The organism is Vibrio sp. CCB-PB317 (assembly GCF_022808245.1).
Taxonomy (GTDB): domain Bacteria; phylum Pseudomonadota; class Gammaproteobacteria; order Enterobacterales; family Vibrionaceae; genus Vibrio; species Vibrio diabolicus.
The window spans coordinates 468,012-486,135 of record NZ_JALGNU010000003.1 but is presented as its reverse complement, the minus strand read 5'-3'; the positions used below and the strand labels follow the sequence as shown (position 1 = coordinate 486,135).

At 45.9% G+C, this 18,124-nt stretch carries 18 protein-coding genes; 4 read left to right on the top strand and 14 right to left on the bottom strand.

Annotated features, from left to right (window positions below):
• Positions 1 to 723, bottom strand: coding sequence for a DNA polymerase III subunit epsilon (dnaQ, locus tag MTR11_RS19420; RefSeq protein ID WP_243328229.1), 723 nt, complete (start codon positions 721 to 723; stop codon positions 1 to 3).
• A 59-nt stretch (positions 724 to 782) separates the two neighbouring features.
• On the opposite strand from dnaQ, the gene rnhA reads away from it, so the two are divergent.
• Entirely contained in the window at positions 783 to 1,247 is a 465-nt protein-coding gene (gene rnhA / locus MTR11_RS19415; RefSeq protein WP_012841509.1) for a ribonuclease HI, read from the top strand.
• Here the strand turns inward: rnhA and MTR11_RS19410 are convergent.
• Positions 1,244 to 1,990, bottom strand: a complete 747-nt coding sequence (locus MTR11_RS19410) for a class I SAM-dependent methyltransferase (RefSeq protein ID WP_012841508.1) — start codon at positions 1,988 to 1,990, stop codon at positions 1,244 to 1,246. The genes rnhA and MTR11_RS19410 overlap by 4 nt on opposite strands.
• A 37-nt stretch (positions 1,991 to 2,027) precedes the next feature.
• On the opposite strand from MTR11_RS19410, the gene gloB reads away from it, so the two are divergent.
• The 3 genes from gloB to MTR11_RS19395 all read left to right on the top strand — a co-directional run bounded on the left by gloB (position 2,028) and on the right by MTR11_RS19395 (position 5,308).
• A complete protein-coding gene (gloB, locus tag MTR11_RS19405) occupies positions 2,028 to 2,786 on the top strand; it encodes a hydroxyacylglutathione hydrolase (protein ID WP_006741673.1) in 759 nt (252 codons plus the stop codon).
• Between the two features lie 255 nt (positions 2,787 to 3,041).
• Entirely contained in the window at positions 3,042 to 4,625 is a 1,584-nt protein-coding gene (locus MTR11_RS19400; RefSeq protein WP_243328228.1) for a LysM peptidoglycan-binding domain-containing protein, read from the top strand.
• Positions 4,622 to 5,308, top strand: a complete 687-nt coding sequence (locus MTR11_RS19395; RefSeq protein ID WP_243328227.1) for a YIP1 family protein — start codon at positions 4,622 to 4,624, stop codon at positions 5,306 to 5,308. The genes MTR11_RS19400 and MTR11_RS19395 overlap by 4 nt, the downstream gene beginning before the upstream one ends.
• A 1-nt stretch (position 5,309) precedes the next feature.
• Here the strand turns inward: MTR11_RS19395 and MTR11_RS19390 are convergent, their stop codons facing one another.
• From MTR11_RS19390 to MTR11_RS19335, 12 genes are all read right to left on the bottom strand, one after another.
• Entirely contained in the window at positions 5,310 to 6,155 is an 846-nt protein-coding gene (locus MTR11_RS19390) for an endonuclease/exonuclease/phosphatase family protein (RefSeq protein WP_243328226.1), read from the bottom strand.
• Between the two features lie 139 nt (positions 6,156 to 6,294).
• A complete protein-coding gene (glnB, locus tag MTR11_RS19385; protein WP_005436810.1) occupies positions 6,295 to 6,633 on the bottom strand; it encodes a nitrogen regulatory protein P-II in 339 nt (112 codons plus the stop codon).
• 187 nt (positions 6,634 to 6,820) lie between these two features.
• Entirely contained in the window at positions 6,821 to 7,135 is a 315-nt protein-coding gene (locus MTR11_RS19380; RefSeq protein ID WP_012841507.1) for a c-type cytochrome, read from the bottom strand.
• 70 nt (positions 7,136 to 7,205) lie between these two features.
• Positions 7,206 to 8,516, bottom strand: a complete 1,311-nt coding sequence (gene tilS, locus MTR11_RS19375; protein ID WP_109169619.1) for a tRNA lysidine(34) synthetase TilS — start codon at positions 8,514 to 8,516, stop codon at positions 7,206 to 7,208.
• A gap of 106 nt (positions 8,517 to 8,622) precedes the next feature.
• A complete protein-coding gene (accA, locus tag MTR11_RS19370; protein WP_005380365.1) occupies positions 8,623 to 9,582 on the bottom strand; it encodes an acetyl-CoA carboxylase carboxyl transferase subunit alpha in 960 nt (319 codons plus the stop codon).
• Between the two features lie 46 nt (positions 9,583 to 9,628).
• Positions 9,629 to 13,108, bottom strand: a complete 3,480-nt coding sequence (gene dnaE / locus MTR11_RS19365; protein ID WP_006741668.1) for a DNA polymerase III subunit alpha — start codon at positions 13,106 to 13,108, stop codon at positions 9,629 to 9,631.
• A gap of 81 nt (positions 13,109 to 13,189) precedes the next feature.
• Positions 13,190 to 13,825, bottom strand: coding sequence for a ribonuclease HII (gene rnhB, locus MTR11_RS19360; protein WP_243328225.1), 636 nt, complete (start codon positions 13,823 to 13,825; stop codon positions 13,190 to 13,192).
• Between the two features lie 9 nt (positions 13,826 to 13,834).
• Positions 13,835 to 14,974 (bottom strand): lipid-A-disaccharide synthase, encoded by a 1,140-nt coding sequence (gene lpxB / locus MTR11_RS19355; RefSeq protein WP_047008877.1) that lies wholly within the window; start codon positions 14,972 to 14,974, stop codon positions 13,835 to 13,837.
• A 119-nt stretch (positions 14,975 to 15,093) separates the two neighbouring features.
• A complete protein-coding gene (gene lpxA, locus MTR11_RS19350; protein ID WP_005380357.1) occupies positions 15,094 to 15,882 on the bottom strand; it encodes an acyl-ACP--UDP-N-acetylglucosamine O-acyltransferase in 789 nt (262 codons plus the stop codon).
• Position 15,883: 1 nt separating this feature from the next.
• Positions 15,884 to 16,336 carry a 3-hydroxyacyl-ACP dehydratase FabZ gene (gene fabZ / locus MTR11_RS19345; protein WP_005380349.1) on the bottom strand — a complete coding sequence of 151 codons (453 nt, stop codon included), beginning with the start codon at positions 16,334 to 16,336 and terminating at the stop codon, positions 15,884 to 15,886.
• 232 nt (positions 16,337 to 16,568) lie between these two features.
• Entirely contained in the window at positions 16,569 to 17,600 is a 1,032-nt protein-coding gene (lpxD, locus tag MTR11_RS19340) for a UDP-3-O-(3-hydroxymyristoyl)glucosamine N-acyltransferase (RefSeq protein ID WP_065645509.1), read from the bottom strand.
• A 6-nt stretch (positions 17,601 to 17,606) separates the two neighbouring features.
• The gene (locus tag MTR11_RS19335; protein WP_005391804.1) at positions 17,607 to 18,116 is read right to left on the bottom strand and encodes an OmpH family outer membrane protein; all 510 of its coding nucleotides are present in this window, start codon (positions 18,114 to 18,116) and stop codon (positions 17,607 to 17,609) included.
• Positions 18,117 to 18,124: the final 8 nt, after the last annotated feature.

Below are 18,124 nucleotides of genomic sequence, written 5' to 3'. Positions count from 1 at the left end.
CTATTGATGCCAAATACAGTCGTTCACCAACTCTAATCTTTTTTGGTGAGCTTCTAGTTCATCGGCACTTGCGCGCAAAACCTTTAGCGCTTTTCTTCCTTCAATACGGCGAATGGTTTCTACCCCACCCTCTTGTTTATTCGCGTTAAATTCTAGACTCGTTTGACCACCCGTCATAAAGAGGTAAACGTCGGCTAGAATCTCCGCATCGAGCAAAGCTCCGTGGAGTGTACGGTGCGAGTTATCAATACCGTAGCGTTCACATAAGATATCAAGGTTGTTTCGCTTGCCAGGGAAGATTTTCTTCGCCATAGCAAGGGTATCGGTCACCTTGCAGTAGTCGTCCGTTTTGCCGATGTGGGGATCGAGCATGCCAAACTCGTAATCCATAAAGCCCGTATCGAAGGGGGCGTTGTGGGCAACAAGTTCTGCGCCTTTAATAAACTCAAGAAACTCTTGGTGCACGCTCGCGTATTCCGGTTTATCAACCAAGAATTCATCCGTAATACCGTGAACTTCAACCGCTTCTGGTTGGATTTCACGATCGGGTTTTAAATAAACGTGGAAGTGACGACCAGTCAGCTTACGGTTGATGATCTCCACGGCACCGATTTCAATAATGCGGTGTCCCATGTAGTGAGGACCACCCTCGCGGTTCATACCTGTGGTTTCGGTATCGAGAACGACAATGCGGTTATATTCAGAATTGCTGCTGGTATTCATAAGGTTATGTATGTCAGACTATGCTTTATTAAATGTTTCGGCTAATAGTACCAAAAAATATGACCAAACACGTTGAGATTTTCACTGACGGTTCTTGTTTAGGTAACCCAGGACCAGGTGGTTACGGCATTGTATTGCGTTACAAAGACGTAGAAAAGACGCTTTCCAAAGGCTACACGCTAACCACCAACAACCGCATGGAAATGTTGGCGGCTGTCGTCGCGCTGCAGACGTTAAAACAACCTTGCAAAGTCACTTTAACGACTGACAGTCAATATGTGCGCCAAGGTATTACTCAGTGGATCCATAACTGGAAGAAGCGTGGCTGGAAAACAGCGGATAAAAAACCCGTGAAGAATGCCGATCTATGGCAAGCTCTAGACAAAGAAACTGCACGCCATCAAGTTGAATGGCACTGGGTAAAAGGCCACGCTGGTCATCGTGAGAATGAAATTTGTGATGAGCTAGCCCGTACCGCCGCAGAAAACCCAACCGAGGAAGATACCGGTTACCAACCCTCTTAACGAGATTCTTTCCTCATAGTATTGCCCTCTCGATTCATCACCCCTAGTGGTGTGAGCTTTTTCTTCAAACGCCAATGCGGTTTGATAGGCTTGAGAGGGTATGTTCGTTTCCGTGCCACAATGTAATACAAACTCCCTGCAGGTGACGCCCAATCACCGAGACTGTTTTCCAACCATGTCCACATCGTGCGGTAGCGCTTCATCGGAAACAGCGCGTAACGATCGCAATGAATCACTTGATAATTAAGTAACCCTAACCAGTCGTTGATGCGGTTCGACGTAAACATTCGTCCACTCCAAGGCAAATTATGTTTACGCCAAGGAAGCAAACTCGCTAATCCAGTCAAACTTAGTGGGTTAAATCCAGTGATTATCAAATAACCATCATCCATCATCACTCTATCGACTTCCCGTAGCAAACGGTGTGGATCACTTGCATAGTCGAGCTGATGAGCGAGAATCACAACATCAAAGCTTTTTTCCAAAAAGGGCAATTCGTAACCATCTGCAATCACATTATGCAACGGGTTCTGGATATCTACGTTGACTTGGTGTTGAATGTTACAATTACAGCTGGTTAGCTCACAGCTCAACCCGCCCAGTTTGAGCATATGGTAACCGAAGAGTTTCGGGCACCATTCATCAAGTCGGGTCTGGATTGACTCAAGCACCCACGGACCGTTGTTCATTGCTGACCAAGTCGACGGGTGTGGTATAGTTTTGTTGCTGAGTGCTGGTTTCATTAACCACCTGACTAAAATGGGTGACGGAGAACGAATCGTGTTAGAGATCAAAAGCATACCCGCATTTAATGATAATTACATCTGGCTGATACAAAATAGCGATAAACGTTGCGCAGTCGTTGATCCGGGCGATGCGAAGCCAGTGTTAGAATACTTGCAGGCTAACGAATTAACTTTAGAAGCGATTTTAATTACGCACCACCACAACGATCACATTGGTGGCGTTCCAGACTTAGTGCGTGCCTTTCCTGAAGTCGCCGTTGTAGGCCCGAAATCTGAGCCAATTCCAACCCTAACCACCCCCATGGAAGAAGGCGACAAACTGGAGTTATTTGGCGAAATCTTTTTGGTGCTGGGTTTACCAGGCCATACCTTAGGTCATATCGGTTACGTTGGAGACGGAAAACTGTTTTGCGGTGACGTGTTGTTTTCCGCAGGCTGTGGTCGTATTTTTGAAGGTACGCCAGAGCAAATGTTTGAGTCACTAAACAAGCTAACGTCTCTACCAGAAGAAACTCAAGTCTTCTGCGCGCATGAATACACCGCGAGTAACGTGGCGTTTGCTTTAGCGGTTGAGCCCGATAATGAGCAGCTCCGTCAATATCGTGATGATGTAAACCGACTGCGAGCCCTAAACATTCCGACACTTCCAACAACAATACGCAAAGAAAAGTGGATTAATCCGTTCTTGCGAACCACCAACCCTGACGTGGTTCAATCTGTTGCTAGTCGCATTAAAAATAGCGATCCATGCTCGGTTTTTACTGCTTTGCGTGAGTGGAAGAACGAATTTTAACCATTTTCTGCTTGTAAGTTTGCAAGACCCCAGTATTATCAGGGGCTGATTTTTCGAGAAGCGCCACTGGCGCTTCTCTTACGTTTGGGGTTGATATAAATCTATTTGAATTTCTCCCCATTGCATAATTTAGAAGCTCTTTGCCTCTATTAATTAGTTAGTGTTTAAAAGATGTCTATTATCTTGCGACTGCCACGCACATTGTGTTGCGCGACAGGCAGGTGAAGATAAAAAGGCCCTAAATAGGCTGAATCCATGCGTTTGAAGTATACCTGGGCGTTGGCGTTGTTATTATCTGGCTGTCAATTGACTCAGTCAGACTCAACGTCTTCTACACCAGAAACCAATAAATCTGAGCAGACTGCAAAACAAAATGCAGCGAAGGCTCAACCGGGCAACACATCGTCTTTAGCAAAAAAATCCGCTAACGACGCGCCTAAAGTTCTTTCCCCTCAGGAACAAGAAGATGTATGGCAACGTATCGCCATGCAACTTGAAATGGATATCCCAAACCATAAGAAAGTGGACTACTATCGTACGTGGTATCTAAAGCACCCGAATCACCTTTACACGGTGTCTAAGCGTGCAACTCCTTTTCTATACATGATCACAAAACGTATCGAAGAGCGTGGACTTCCAATGGAGCTTGCTTTGCTTCCTGTGGTGGAAAGCTCATTCGATGCCTTTGCCTACTCACACGGTAGCGCGGCTGGATTGTGGCAATTTGTCCCTGGCACCGGAAAAATGATGGGACTAGAGCAAAACTACTGGTATGACGGTCGCCGAGATGTGGCAGCAGCAACGGACGCCGCACTGGACTACCTTGTACAACTAAACGAGCGTTTTGATGGTAGCTGGGAGCATGCAATTGCTGCTTACAACAGTGGTGGTGGCCGTGTTTCTAGCGCAATTCGTAAAAATAAAAAGCTCGGTAAACCTATCGATTTCTTCTCATTGGACTTACCAAAAGAGACCAGCAGTTACGTACCTAAGCTGCTAGCCTTGGCTGACGTCATCGCAAACCAAGACAAGTACGGACTTAATATTCCTGCGATTCCAAACAAGCCTGTTCTAACGCTTGTCGATCCGAAAGAACAGCTTGACCTGGCCATTGCTGCAGATTATGCCGGCATTGGTGTGAAAGAGTTACAAAGTTACAACCCTGCATACAACCAATGGTCAACTGCGCCTGAAGGTCCGCACCAACTTCTGATTCCGGTAGAGAAAAAAGAGACTTTTCTCTCTAAGGTGGAGAAAAACCGTGGTAAAGGGATGAAGGTCGCTCGCTACAAGGTGAAGTCTGGTGACTCTTTAAGTGTGCTAGCTAATAAATACGGCACAACCACAAAAGTGATTCGACGTGCAAACGGCCTGTCGAATAACAATATTCGTATTGGCCAGTACCTACTGATTCCGACGTCAACAAAAGACGATGCGAAATACGCACTAACGGCACAAAATCGATTAAGCAAGACTCAATCACGTGCTCGTGGACAACTCAAGCTCACTCATGTCGTTCAGTCTGGAGAAAGTTTGTGGTCAATCGCACGTGAAAATAAAGTGTCGTATAAATCGTTAGCAAAATGGAATGGCATGGGCCCTAAAGATCCATTGCGTGTGGGTCAAAAGCTCGTGATTTGGAAGGACTCAGACAAAGGTGCTGTGATCCGTACCGTTTTCTACAACGTTCGCTCCGGTGACACCATTAGCGGCATTGCAAGCAAGTTCAAAGTAAAAACAAACGACATCGTAAAATGGAACTCGCTACACAAGAAAAAATACTTACAACCAGGTCAAAAACTTAAGTTGTACGTTGACGTAACGAAGGTAAGTGTATGAACCCATCAAGCAACCCACTTGTGATGCTGTTGGACATTTTTCGTTCTCCAACATCTTGCTTTCTAGCGCTTTACCAACGCGGCGGATGGGGATGGCAACCGTTCATCTTCTTGATGCTTAGTCCGTTTTTATTCTGGGGCGCTTACTTTTCGAATGTCGATTTCACGTGGCTTAGTGACCAACTAGCCGCGCAGTTTCAACAAATCGACCCAAAGCAGATTGAGCTATTAGAGCCAAACACGCTAATGGCAAGTGCGATCATCAATGATGTATTCAACCGCTTTGCCACCTTACTGTTGCTTGCGCTTTGGTTCTTTCTTGCAACGAAGGCAAGCAAGCAACAATATGGTTACTGGAAGTGGTTTGCCGCGTCGTGTGCAATCTTATTCCCAGCAGTACTAGGCGATATAGCAAGCTACGCGAGCCTATTGCTCAAGCATGGCCAGGTGATGACTTACGCAGCAGATTTAAACAGCCTCAATGGTCTATTAAAACTGCCGCTTACCAGTGAGTGGTCTCAGTTCGCTAGCTCATTGCCTTTGCTTCTACCTTGGTACATTGTACTCGGCTACGGTGTTGTGCTTACTTGGACTGAGTTTGAACGTGGGCAAGCCTTGGTGATTGCAAGCCTGCCATGGGCATTCTTCTACGTTATTTGGGCGCTTTATATTGTGGTGACCTAAGCTAGTCATCTAACGTAAATGACAGTAACAATGGGTTATGATCGGAAGCGTCGCTCTGCGGCGCTTTCGCGTATTTGAGGATCAGTCCTCGGTAAAATACGTGATCCAACGGTAATCCCGTTATAAACTGGACTCGATGATCAGGCGAGAACGTCACTTCTTGCAAGTCCGCGGCTTTTAAGGCCTGTCGCATCGCATTAACGCGAGATTCACTCCAACTATTGAAGTCTCCAGCGAATAGGATCGGCCCTGTATGATGCTTTAAAAGCATTTCAAGAGCCGTTAACTGAGAGACATACTCTTGCGTGCCAACCGTGAAGTTAATCGCATGTACATTCACCACAGCGAGTCTCTCGCCATTGCTTAATTGATATTGGCTGTATAGTGCAGACTTGGGTAAACGCAGCCAAGGCTCTTTAGACGTATAAGCACAGGCTTTTTCTGGTTGCCCTTGAGCGATACTAATCACACCCGCACCGCTGCCCAGCGCCTTAAAGGCACTCACTTGATTGCTGACCCAGTTGCCATCCACCAACCATTGCTTAAAAGATGGTGTCATGCTGGCTTCTTGCAATAACAGCAGCTGCTTATCAGCAGAGAATTCATTGAGTGCGCTTTGCCAATTCGTCCGGTTCTGTTTGTAGATATTCCAGACAAGTACATTGATTTCACCGCCCTGATCCAGAGCTTTTGAGCCGCTAAATTCGATACACCTAATATCCTGCGTCAACTCTGAGCCTGTTTGAGTAATGATTTGCGGCTGATCTGGTACGGTGAAAACAACCTGGAAGCCGACCAATACCGCCATAATAAGAAAAGCTAACGCCAGAAAAAAACGCTTAAACATACGACAAACCTGAATATACACACCCTAAAACTGGAACAACCAACCTCGGGTTATTGGATTTCACTGAAAGTAAAAAACAAAAAAGGAGCCACTTGGCTCCCTTTTAGCATAATAAATACGAGACAGGTAACAAGAAACCTTAGATCGCGTCTTCGTCTTCTTCACCAGTACGGATACGAACCACACGCTCAACATCAGTAACAAAGATTTTACCATCACCAATTTTGCCGGTTTGCGCGGTTTCAATGATCGTCTCTACGCATTTATCAGCCACATCTTCCGTTACAACGATTTCGAGCTTCACTTTAGGCAGAAAGTCCACCATGTACTCTGCACCACGGTAAAGCTCGGTGTGACCTTTTTGGCGACCAAAGCCTTTCACTTCAGAGACGGTCATCCCTGTAATGCCAACTTCAGCTAGCGCTTCTCGAACATCATCCAATTTAAATGGCTTGATAATCGCTTCAATTTTTTTCATGTTCATCCCTTAAGCTTCAATCGATTGCGCTTATTATCGTTTAGCGTTTCGCAACATTCAATGTTTGTCTATGATCCACCAGCGAAAATCCAGATTGAGCAAATTAACATAGCGAATATCGTGAGTTGATAAAACCCCAGTAAGGACTGCTCAATGCCCAATCGTCCAAGCTTTTTCAGACTCGCGTTTACTTCAAACTTGCGTAGTAAGCCGCTAGATTAGCGATGTCTTCATCAGACAACAGTGAAGCTTGAGCTTGCATAACAGCAGCAAGACCACCTGTTCGCTCTTTGTTTTTATAGGCTTTAATTGAACTGATAATGTATTGCTCGTTTTGCCCTTTCAGGTTTGGGTAACCCGGAATGACAGCAATGCCGTCGGCGCCATGACACGCAGCGCATACTCCTGCCTTTGCTTGACCTGCTGTGGCATCTCCCGCAGCTAGAGCCTGCCCACTGAGCATGGTTAGCGCCACCATTGCGCCCATGATTGTTTTCTTCATTGCTTCACCTAATCAATTATTATTTAAGGATTTTTATATTTTATAATCGACATTGTGGCATGAATTTTCATTACCTGCGCCAAATAAGTTCACAATCTTGACCATTAAACGCCTGATCAACGAACAGATCTGCCACAGCAACGACTCGGTCTTGGTACATCAAAATCGGAATTTGACGACGCAGCCAGCTTGGCACATTGTATTCTTGGAACAACTTCTTCAGTTTTCGACTGTGATTACGCGTGGTTGGATGCGCTGATAAGCCTTCCGGATTAAAGGTCACGCGAAGCAATTCTGGCTGACTCGGAAGCGCAATCGTTGCGTTGCTAGAACTCGTCGTTAAGGTCAGCTCCCCTAGCCGCTCTGGAAGCGATAAAACGGTATCGACTTGAATCGTACTTTGCCACTCAGTGACGTCAGCTATTTCCGTTACCCAATAGAGACGATTTCGAAAACGGCGCACTTCACCTTGTTTAAGTTGTAGTTTGGGGTTGGCATCTTGCTGAGCTAATGCGACTTCATTCCAGATAAGATTGAGTTGTACCTGAGTCGGCATACTAGTATTAAGCTTAGCCAGCCACATACGAATCAAGCGCGCACGCGCTAATTCACTGTGCTTAGCCAGTTCTTCAATACTCAAACTTAGATCCGTTTGTAAAGCGCGTTCAAACACCGCGCTCAATAGTTCATCCAATAGCGCTTCTTGTTGAGCACATAAGCTTGCACTGCGCTGAACCGCTTGATGGATACTAGGCCAGCGACCAGACAATTCAGGAATAACACAATGACGAAGAAAGTTACGATCATAACGGGTATCTTGGTTGCTTTCGTCTTCCACCCACTCCAAGCCTAATTTAGTAGCCGCGTCTTCGATGGTCTTCCGCTTGATAGTAAGCAATGGTCGAACTAGGGATCCGCCAGAAAACGGCATACTCTCCGCCATCGAAGATAACCCTTTTGGCCCGCTGCCTCGCTTAAGAGCAAGGAGAAAAGTCTCTAGTTGATCATCAGCATGTTGGCCGGTCAACAGTATATCGCCTTCTTGAATGTACTTAGTTAAGGCTTGATAGCGAGCTTCACGAGCAAGAAGTTCAATACTTTCACCATTGCTGATGTCTAAGCTCACTCGCTCAATCGAGCATGATATGCCCACTTGTTTTGCCCAAAGTAAGCATTTATCGGCCCAATCATCGGCATTCGAGCTCAAACCATGGTGCACATACACAGCGTGACACTCTATCGAATGCGCTTGTTGATAGCGACTGAGTAATTCGAGTAAAAGACGTGAATCCACTCCTCCGCTAAACGCCAAGACAACCTTAGTGCCTGATTGATAGTAGCGGCCGAGAACTTGAGCAAAATGCGGGTACAGCGATTCCATAAGCGATCCGATAGGTACAAAAAAGGGCTGGACTCTCATCCAACCCTTTCTATTTTAACTGTTATCACTTGAGATATCAGCTAACGCTTAATAGCAATCACCGAAATTAACAGTAACCGTAGCTCATTAGGCGCTGGTAACGACGTTCACGTAGCGTCTCTTCATCCAATTGCTCTAGATCTTCTAGTTGACGAAGTAGTGTCGCTTTCATATTCGCTGCCATTTGAACATGATCGCGATGAGCGCCGCCTAGTGGCTCTTCAATGATTTCGTCGATCAGTTCAAGCTCTTTAAGACGAGGAGCAGTTAGACCCATCGCTTCTGCCGCTTGCGGCGCTTTGTCAGAATCACGCCATAGGATTGAAGCACAACCTTCAGGAGAGATTACTGAGTATGTAGAGTACTGAAGCATGTTCACGTAGTCGCCTACACCAATTGCTAGTGCGCCGCCTGAACCACCTTCACCAACAACGTTACAGATTACTGGCACTTTAAGACCAGACATCACTTTTAGGTTTTTCGCGATAGCTTCAGATTGACCACGCTCTTCTGCGCCCACACCTGGGTACGCGCCAGCCGTATCGATAAATGTGATGATCGGCATGTTGAAACGCTCAGCCATTTCCATCAAACGTAGCGCTTTACGGTAACCTTCTGGTTTTGGCATACCAAAGTTACGTTTCACTTTCTCTTTGGTTTCACGACCTTTTTGATGACCGATGATCATCACTGGACGGCCTTCAAGGCGAGCCATGCCACCCACAATCGCTTTGTCATCTGCAAACGCGCGGTCACCCGCTAATTCATCAAACTCCTCAAAAGCGTGTTGGATGTAATCCAGCGTGTAAGGACGTAGTGGGTGACGAGCCAGTTGAGCTGTTTCCCATGCGCCTAGGTCGCTGAAGGTTTTTTTCTTCAGCTCTAAGCTTTTCTTCTCAAGCTGTTCGATTTCTTTATCCAGGTCAATCGCAGAATCACCACCATGACGAGAGACATCACGTAGTGCTTCAATTTTCGCTTCTAGTTCTGCAATTGGCTTTTCAAATTCAAGAAAGTTTAGGCTCATCTATGAATCCTTGTTTACTCAGCGTCTAACATATTGCGCTGAATTTTTAGTTAAATTCGAGTTCTACCTGGCTTTTGCCAAGTAACTGTTTTAAATCGTCGAGTAATGTATCACTTGGCGTTACTCGCCACTCGGTGCCCAATGTTAACCGCGCTCTGGCGTCGGCACGCTGGTAGTATACATTGACGGGTACGGTTCCGGCTTTGTGCGGTTCTAAAATACGGCTGAACTGCTCAAAAAACTGATCGTTGATCTGAGTTGCATCTATCGATACCGACAAACCACGAGCGTATTTCTCGCGCGCACTGCCGAGATCCATAACTTCACGCGCCGACATTTTAAGGCCACCGTTGAAGTCATCAAAGCTGACCTGTCCAGAAACGACCAAAATTCTGTCTTTTTCGAGAAGTTCGGCGTATCGATCCAGTGCATCTGAGAACAACATCACTTCCATGCGACCACTTCGGTCATCCAGTGTCATAATGCCAATTCGTGTACCACGCTTAGTCGTCATTACACGAGCGGCAATAACCAAACCAGCCACCGTGACAGATTGGTCGCGACGCGTTGGCGTTGCGTCTTTTAGTCGACAACTGGTGTATTTGTTTAGTTCCTTTACGTAGGCGTTAATTGGGTGCCCTGTCAAATATAGGCCTAGGGTATCACGCTCGCCCTCTAACCACACTTTTTCTGGCCAAGGCGGAACCTGCGTATACTTATGCTCTACTTCTTCAGGCGCATCCGTTAGCACACCAAACATATCCGTTTGACCAAACGCCTCAGCTTGGTGATGTTGACTTGCTGCTTTTACCGCATCATTGAGTGACGCCATCATCGCCGCGCGGTGTGGGCCAAGTCGATCCAACGCGCCCGCGTAAATCAGCTTCTCTATCACTCGTTTATTGACGCGTTTTAGATCAACTCGAGCACAGAAATCAAATAGGTCTTTAAAGTGACCACCTTTATTTCTCGCCTCAAGAATCGCATCGATAGGACCTTCACCTACCCCTTTTATCGCACCAATACCGTAAACAATTGCGCCATTTTCATCAACATTAAAGCGATATAGGCCAGAGTTGATGTCTGGTGGCAGCACGGTGAGCTTCATACGGAAACACTCATCGACCAAGCCAACGACTTTTTCCGTGTTATCCATATCGGCTGTCATTACCGCAGCCATAAATTCGGCAGGATAATGTGTTTTCAGCCAAAGAGTCTGATAAGAAACCAATGCATAAGCAGCAGAGTGTGATTTGTTAAAGCCATAACCGGCGAACTTCTCTACCAAGTCGAAGATTTTCATCGCCAACTCGCCATCGATACCGTTCTTTATCGCACCTTCTTCAAAGATAGCACGTTGTTTTGCCATCTCTTCTGGCTTTTTCTTACCCATTGCACGGCGGAGCATGTCCGCACCACCTAGCGTGTAACCCGCTAAGATCTGCGCAATCTGCATTACCTGCTCTTGGTACAGGATGATGCCGTAGGTTGGATCAAGCGTCTCTTTTAGCGACTCGTGTTGCCACTTTTCATCTGGATAAGAGATCGCTTCTCGACCATGTTTACGGTCGATAAAGTTATCTACCATGCCCGATTGCAAAGGACCCGGACGGAAGAGTGCTACCAATGCGATAATGTCTTCGAAACAGTCTGGCTGAAGTCGTTTGATCAGCTCTTTCATGCCCCGAGATTCAAGCTGGAATACTGCTGTCGTTTCAGAGTTTTGCAACAAACGGAAAGAGGCAGGATCTTCTAACGGTATGGATTCAATTTGAACCGGTTCTTTACCTTCTCGCTCTAGACGTGGGTTAATCAGCCCTAACGCCCAGTCAATAATGGTTAAGGTACGTAAACCCAAGAAGTCAAACTTAACTAGGCCAGCGGTCTCAACATCGTTTTTATCAAATTGAGTAACCGGAAAGTGACCTTCAGCGTCTGCATAAATTGGTGCAAAATCGGTAATTGTTGTAGGTGAAATTACAACGCCACCAGCGTGTTTACCGGCGTTTCGCGTACAACCTTCCAAAATATGACACATGTCGATGAGTTCTTTAACTTCCTCATCGGCCTCATACAATTCAGGTAGCGCAGGTTCAGCTTTAAACGCCTTATCTAGCGTCATGCCTGGATCAGGCGGGATCAGCTTTGAAATACGATCAACAAAACCAAATGGATGACCCAATACGCGGCCAACGTCACGGATTACCGCTTTTGCCGCCATGGTACCAAACGTGATGATCTGAGACACCGCGTCGCGACCGTACATTTCCGCAACGTGGTCAATAACCTGGTCACGTTTATCCATACAGAAATCGACGTCGAAATCGGGCATCGAGACACGTTCTGGGTTCAAGAAACGTTCGAACAGCAAGTCGTATTCTAATGGATCCAGGTCGGTGATTTTTAATGCGTAAGCCACCAAAGAGCCGGCACCGGAACCACGTCCAGGACCTACAGGAATTCCATTATCTTTTGACCACTGGATGAACTCCATTACGATCAAGAAGTAACCAGGGAATCCCATTTGGTTGATAACATCTAGCTCTATCTGAAGACGTTCATCATATTCAGGGCGACGACGTTTCCTCTCTTCCTCATCTGGAAATAGGAACTCTAAACGCTCTTCCAAGCCCTCTCGGGATTTCATGACTAAGAACTCAGTCTCTTTCATCCCTTCAGTTGGGAAGGCTGGTAGGAAGTACTCCCCTAAGCGCACAGTCACGTTACAACGCTTCGCTATCTCGACACTGTTTTCTAACGCTTCAGGAATATCAGCAAACAGCTCGCACATTTCTTCTTCTGTACGAAGATATTGCTGCGGACTGTAGTTTTTTGGCCTACGCGGATCTTCTAATGTGTAACCATCGTGAATCGCTACGCGTATTTCATGAGCATCAAATAGGTCTGGACTCAGGAATACAACTTCATTGGTCGCCACTACTGGCAAGTCTTGCTGCTCTGCCAATTCAACTGCAAAGTGAAGATAAGTCTCTTCATCTGGACGACCGGTACGAAGTAACTCAAGATAAAAGCGATCTGGAAAATGCTGTTTATAAAAATCAACACACCCTTGCACTATTTGACGGTTGCCTTTCAAAAGGCCGCGACCAATTTCCCCGCTTTTACCGCCGGATAATACAATCAGGCCTTCAGACATTTCAGCCAACCAGGCTTTATCAATCACCGGGTGGTGTTGAACATGTCCACGTAAGTACGCTTTTGATATCAATAACGTCAGGTTCTTATAACCTACATTATCCGCCGCAAGCAAAGTCACTTGTGTCAGCTCTTCACCAAACTCGTCCGACTGCATTTTAAAGTCAGCACCAATGATCGGTTTAACACCACTGCCATGCGCCGTACCGTAAAACTTCACCAAACCACATAGGTTGGTAAAGTCGGTCAACGCCATTGCGGGCATACCGAGCTCAGCAACTTTCTTTACGATTGGCGGAACTTTGTTGAGGCCATCCACCATCGAGAAGTCACTATGAACACGCAGGTGGATGAATTTGGGATCTGACATTAACAGGTACCGTGTAACTCTATTTTGTTGGGGATTCTAACCTAAAGAGGTTGGGTTTATAACACCAATTAGATCGTTTGATTATTCTATGCCTAACGCTTTTTTTACTGGCTTGAAACTCTTGCGGTGTTCACTGATCACTCCGTGTTGCTCAATCGCTTCAAAGTGCGCTTTAGTTGGGTAACCTTTGTGCTTCGCGAAGCCAAATTGTGGATGAAGTTTATCCAACTCTTCCATCTCTTGGTCACGCACGACTTTGGCAATAATTGAAGCCGCACTGATTTCGGCAACACGTAGATCGCCTTTTACTATAGCTTGAGCATCCATTGGCAGCTCCGGACAACGGTTACCATCAATCAACACCAAATCAGGTTGAACCTGTAACCCCACCACTGCACGCTGCATCGCAACCATAGTCGCCTGCAAAATATTCAGTTGATCGATTTCTTCAGGAGAACAACGCCCGACCGCCCACGCCAATGCTTTTTCTTTGATTTCAGGAAGCAGCGCCATGCGTTTCTTTTCGGTCAATTTTTTCGAATCGTTCAACCCTTCAATAGGATTGTTAGGATCAAGGATAACCGCAGCGGTGACGACGTCTCCCACCAAAGGGCCACGTCCGACCTCGTCGACTCCGGCCACAAGCTGGTAACCTTGCGGATATTCAAACGGAGGGAGTTCAACTTTGGTTTTGGTCGCTTTTGGTTTAACAGCCATGATAAATCTCTATTTTTCAATCAGTTTTAGAACCGCGTTTGCGGCTTGTTGGTCCGCATCTTTACGAATCCAATGATGCATTTCCGTAAACTTATCTAACATCAGTTTATTGTCGCTTTCCAATAAGCGAGAAACCTCAGTAAACAAATTGTCTGGTGTGCACTCATCTTGTAGATATTCTTTGACGAGCTCATCATCCGCTAAGATATTCGGCAATGACACATACTTCGTTTTCAATAGGCGTTTAGCTAAGAAAGCAGTAAATGCATTCACACGATAACCCACCACCATTGGACGCTTGAGAAGCATACACTCCAACGCTACGGTACCAGAGGCCAGCATCACGGCATCGGATGCGGTGATGACGTTGCGTGCGGTGTCATCAACTAACTTGAAGTCCAACTCTGGTGCGAGTTCTTTCCAGGCTTGTTCAAACTGCTCACGGCGTTTTTGATTAACAAGCGCGACAACAAACCCCAGTTCTGGAAATTTTTTATGGAGTAACTTGCAGGTTTCAATAAATGGCTCAGAGAGCATTTTTAACTCGCTACCACGACTGCCTGGCAGGACAGCAAGCCACTTTTTATCTTGTTCTAAACCAAGCAACTCACGTGCAGGCGCTTGTTCTGATTCTAGTGGGATGGAATCAGCCAAGGTATGACCAATGAACTCGCAAGGTACATTAAATTTGTCGTAGAACGCTTTCTCAAACGGAAGAAATGCTAGCACCAAGTTCGTTGCCGCTTCTATTTTAAAGATGCGCTTCTGACGCCAAGCCCAAACAGACGGACTCACGTAATGAACGGTTTTAATGCCCGCTTGCTTGAGGTCAAGCTCTAGGCGTAAGTTGAAGTCAGGAGCATCGATCCCGATGAAAACATCAGGCGGATTCTGAGTAAAATACTGAACGAGCTCAGCTTTCACTTTAAGAAGTCTCGGTAAGCGGCCTAAAACCTCGACTAACCCCATCACCGCAAGCTCTTCCATATCAAACAGAGACTCGCAACCTTGGGCTATCATTTTCGGACCGCCAATACCTACGAACTCTGCGTCTGGATATTGCTGCTTTACTGCTTTGATAAAGCCTTCACCTAGCGTATCGCCAGACAATTCTCCGGCAATGATGCCAATACGTAATGGTCTTTCCATATCTACTTCGCTATTTTTCCTGTGCGCTATGGATAACGGTTTGCCTTATCCATAAAACACAAAAAGATCGTAACCTCAAATTCGGTCACGATCTTTTTATTTATTGCTTCATTCGCCAATTAACGAATAATGCCACGTTCCGTCGTTTCCAGAATATCTGAGAAACGCTTCACAGCCGGCCACTCTTGAGCCATTTCAGCCAGAATAGGCTTCACTTCTTCTAGCGTCTTACCTGAACGATAGATTTCTTTATACGCTTTTTGCAGCGCACGAATCTCTGGTTTCTCAAAGCCGTTACGCTTCAAGCCAACAAGGTTCAAGCCGAAAGGAGTCGCGTGGTTGCCTTGCGCGAGTACGTAAGCAGGGACATCTTGCACCACTGCTGAGCAGCCGCCAATGTACGCGTAAGCGCCCACTGTACAAAACGGGTGAATCGCAGACAGTGCCATCACACCAGCATAATCATCAACAGTAACGTGACCACCAAGAATCGAGTTATTACCGATATGAGTGTGGTTACCAATAACAACATCATGCGCAACGTGTGCATTCACACACAATAAGTTATCATCACCAATGATCGTGGTTGCTTTGTCCTGCACTGTGCCGCGGTGAACTTGGACCGCTTCACGAATGACGTTACGATCACCGATAACCACAGTTGTGTCTTCACCACCGTATTTTTTGTCTTGGTTTTCTTCGCCAATGACAGCATGCGGGAAAATACGGTTATCTTTGCCAATAGTCGTGTGACCTTTGATCACAACGTGAGACATCACTTCTGTGCCTTCACCAATTTCAACCGTAGAGGTGATGTACGTAAAAGGACCTACTGTTACGTTAGCACCAATTTTGGCGCCCTCTTCTACCACCGCTGCCGGGTGGATTTTAGCGGTTTCATGAATCATATTAAAACTCTCGACGAGCACACTTCAGTTCTGCAGAACATACCACTTCGCCGTCAACTTTTGCTACACCGCTAAATGCAGCAATGCCGCGACGTTCTTTCAGAAATTCTACCTCAATAACCAATTGGTCGCCCGGAACCACTGGTTTACGGAATTTCGCGCCGTCTACGCTTGCAAAGTAGTACAGTTCATTTTCTGTTGGTGCACCAAATGATTTAAATGCAAGTAAGCCTGTTGCCTGAGCCATTGCTTCTAAAATCAAAACACCTGGGAATACTGGTAGTTGAGGAAAGTGACCTGTGAACTGAGGTTCGTTAACCGACACGTTTTTAATCGCGTGAAGGTACTTCTCTTCTTGGAAGTCTATCACTCGGTCGATCAATAAGAATGGGTAGCGATGAGGTAGTAGCTCTTGAATTTCAGAGATGTTCATCGTTTTCTTTTCAGTAGTCAAAGTCGTCTTCCTATATCAATTTTTTGCCGCCAAGATGGCAAACGTGGCAACAGGTCGTAAAGCCGAATCGCTTTGCAATATACTAGCAAAATACGCACCATCTTGGAGTTAAATCTACTTAGAGCGCGTCATTATAGAAGAAAAAGACCCGCATTTCGCGAGTCTTCGTACAGAATATGGAACTAGAGCCTGTTAGCTTTCACGTTAAATACAGAGCGAAAGATAACTTGTTCTAAATTTCTTCTTTCTGTTCCAGCTGTTTTTCAACCGCTTTCAGGCGCTTATTCATCTCATCAATACGGTGAACTCGAGTTGCAGTTTTACGCCACTCTCTGTTCGTTTGTAGTGGAATACCTGATGAGTAAAGGCCTTTTTCTTCGATACTGCGCATTACCATGCCCATACCTGTAATCGCCACACCATCTGCGATAGTGATATGGCCATTCAGAACAGACGCGCCGCCAATCTGGCAGTACTTACCAATTTTTGTACTGCCCGCGACAATAGTACCACCAGGCATCACGGTACCATATCCGATCTGCACGTTGTGCGCGATTTGAAGTTGGTTATCCAGAATGACATTGTCTTCAATGATAGTATCTTCGAGTGCACCGCGGTCAATCGTAGTACAAGCACCAATCTCAACGCGGTTACCGATACGCACTGAACCAAGCTGAGGAATTTTAATCCACTCGCCTTTGTCATTCGCATAACCGAAGCCATCAGAGCCAATGACGGTGCCCGATTGAACAAGACAGTCATCACCCAATGACACTTCATGATAGATAGTGACATTAGCCCAAAGCTTGGTGTTATTCCCTAGCTTGGCGTTCTTACCGATAAAACAACCAGCGCCAACGCTTACGTTGTCGCCGAGTTCCACGCCCGTTTCAATCACGGCGTTAGCGCCGATTGTAACGTTCTCACCCATCTTAACGTCAGCGGCAATCACAGCACTTGGTGCAATATCGTCTGCCGGTTTTGGTGTGGTATCCATCGCTTGGACCACACGAGCAAATGCGACATAAGGGTCCGAAACCACTAGCGCGTTTCCAACGCATTGCTCTTTATGCTCAGCCTTTACCATAACAACGGTAGCTTGGCACTCAGAAAGGTGTTTTGCGTATTTTGGGTTAGACAAGAAGGTTACATCACCTTCTTGTGCTTTATCCATTGGGGCAACACGGCTTACAACGAGAGACTCGTCACCAAACAGCTCACCCCCGGTAATTGTCGCCAATTCGGCTAATGTTAATGTCTTCATAACTTCTTATTTTAGAGCTTTAATTACGTCTTCAGAGATATTGTATTCTGGCTTGCCGTACTGTAAAGCAGAGATATCAATCACAAGATCGTAACCATTTTTGTCTGCGACTTTCTTAACTGCATCTTGAATCGTTTTGAAAAGCTTCGCTTTTTCTTCAGCTTCACGACGCGCACTTGCTTTTTCAAGTGCTTGTGCTTTCACTTTGTACTCGCTGTCTAGCTTCGCGATATCGATACGTAGCTTTTCAACTTCGTCTTGACCCAAAAGCTCGCCGTCACGTTGTAGCTTCTCAATCTTTGTTTTAGCTTGTGCTTGGATTGACTTCAGTTCATCAGCTTTGCTTTTGAAGTCTTTCTGCATTTTTTGTAGTACAACTTCACGTTGAGGAAGAGCTTGAAAAACTTGAGCTGTATTTACGTAAGCAATTTTCTGTGCAGCTTCTGCCGCATTTGCAAACATTGAAGAGCTCAGTACAAGAAGGCCAATCCCAGCCGCTTTGATCATTTTATTCAAAATATTTT

Bases quoted from the DNA above. Each gene is read 5' to 3' on its own strand.
- tilS (WP_109169619.1), bottom strand. From the start codon at position 8,516: ATGGAATCGCTGTACCCGCATTTTGCTCAAGTTCTCGGCCGCTACTAT.
- MTR11_RS19390 (WP_243328226.1), bottom strand. From the start codon at position 6,155: ATGTTTAAGCGTTTTTTTCTGGCGTTAGCTTTTCTTATTATGGCGGTA.
- MTR11_RS19410 (WP_012841508.1), bottom strand. From the start codon at position 1,990: ATGAAACCAGCACTCAGCAACAAAACTATACCACACCCGTCGACTTGG.
- rnhB (WP_243328225.1), bottom strand. From the start codon at position 13,825: ATGGCTGTTAAACCAAAAGCGACCAAAACCAAAGTTGAACTCCCTCCG.
- MTR11_RS19380 (WP_012841507.1), bottom strand. From the start codon at position 7,135: ATGAAGAAAACAATCATGGGCGCAATGGTGGCGCTAACCATGCTCAGT.
- dnaQ (WP_243328229.1), bottom strand. From the start codon at position 723: ATGAATACCAGCAGCAATTCTGAATATAACCGCATTGTCGTTCTCGAT.
- lpxB (WP_047008877.1), bottom strand. From the start codon at position 14,974: ATGGAAAGACCATTACGTATTGGCATCATTGCCGGAGAATTGTCTGGC.
- MTR11_RS19395 (WP_243328227.1), top strand. From the start codon at position 4,622: ATGAACCCATCAAGCAACCCACTTGTGATGCTGTTGGACATTTTTCGT.
- rnhA (WP_012841509.1), top strand. From the start codon at position 783: ATGACCAAACACGTTGAGATTTTCACTGACGGTTCTTGTTTAGGTAAC.
- MTR11_RS19400 (WP_243328228.1), top strand. From the start codon at position 3,042: ATGCGTTTGAAGTATACCTGGGCGTTGGCGTTGTTATTATCTGGCTGT.
- lpxD (WP_065645509.1), bottom strand. From the start codon at position 17,600: ATGAAGACATTAACATTAGCCGAATTGGCGACAATTACCGGGGGTGAG.
- glnB (WP_005436810.1), bottom strand. From the start codon at position 6,633: ATGAAAAAAATTGAAGCGATTATCAAGCCATTTAAATTGGATGATGTT.
- accA (WP_005380365.1), bottom strand. From the start codon at position 9,582: ATGAGCCTAAACTTTCTTGAATTTGAAAAGCCAATTGCAGAACTAGAA.
- lpxA (WP_005380357.1), bottom strand. From the start codon at position 15,882: ATGATTCATGAAACCGCTAAAATCCACCCGGCAGCGGTGGTAGAAGAG.
- dnaE (WP_006741668.1), bottom strand. From the start codon at position 13,108: ATGTCAGATCCCAAATTCATCCACCTGCGTGTTCATAGTGACTTCTCG.